Origin of the sequence: Sodalis-like endosymbiont of Proechinophthirus fluctus, assembly GCF_001602625.1 — a bacterium.
In the GTDB taxonomy this organism is placed as follows: domain Bacteria; phylum Pseudomonadota; class Gammaproteobacteria; order Enterobacterales; family Enterobacteriaceae.
Genome location: NZ_LECR01000077.1, coordinates 29,052 through 30,030, shown reverse-complemented (window position 1 = coordinate 30,030; position 979 = coordinate 29,052). Strand labels below are relative to the sequence as shown.

Annotated in this window: 1 pseudogene; it reads left to right on the top strand. The window is 56.0% G+C overall.

The annotated features are described in order from the left end of the window. Positions 1-979: pseudogene (locus BG74_RS17850) on the top strand (class I tRNA ligase family protein); the annotation flags it as partial.

Sequence of the window (979 nt, the reverse complement as noted above, 5' to 3'; positions counted from 1 at the left end):
TGCCCGCCGAAGGAGCTGCTGTGAAAAACAATACCGCACCGGGGCCATGGACCTACTCCAATATCGATTATATGAAGAGCCAGCTGAAACTGTTGGGCTTCGGCTACGACTGGCACCGTGAACTCGCCACCTGTCGCCCGGAATATTACCGGTGGGAGCAGTGGTTTTTCACCCGCCTGTATAAAAAGGGCCTGGTATATAAAAAGATGTCGTCGGTCAACTGGTGCCCGCAAGACCAGACGGTGCTAGCCAACGAGCAGGTGATCGACGGCTGCTGCTGGCGCTGCGACACCAAGGTCAAGCGTAAGGAAATCCCGCAGTGGTTTGTGAAAATCACCGCTTACGCCGACGAGCTGCTCTACGATCTGGATAAGCTGGAGAACTGGCCTGAGCAGGTGAAAACTATGCAGCGTAACTGGATCGGCCGTTCGGAAGGGGTGGAAATCACTTTCCAAGTGGCCGACAGCGAAGAGACACTCACGGTCTACACCACCCGCCCAGATACATTTATAGGCGCCACCTACGTCACGGTCTCGGCGGGTCATCCACTTTCCCTGCAGCTAGCGGCGTCCAATCCGGTGCTGGCCGATTTCGTCCAGGAATGCCGCATCACCAAAGTAGCAGAAGCAGATATGGCCACGATGGAAAAAAAGGGAATGGATACCGGATTGCACGCCCTGCATCCGCTGACCGGCGAAGCGTTGCCGATCTGGGTAGCCAATTTCGTGCTGATGGATTGCGGCACCGGCGCGTTGATAGCGGTACCGGGTCACGACCAGCATGATTTTGAGTTTGCCCGCAAATATGACTTGCCTGTCAAGCCGGTCATCCTAAATGCCGACGGCAGCGAGCCGGATATCAGCGTTCAGGCGATGACCGAAAAAGGGGTGCTGTTTAATTCCGGCGAATTCAACGGCATGGATTTCCAGGCCGGTTTTAATGCCATTGCCGATGCGCTGGTGGCACGCGGCGTCGGTAA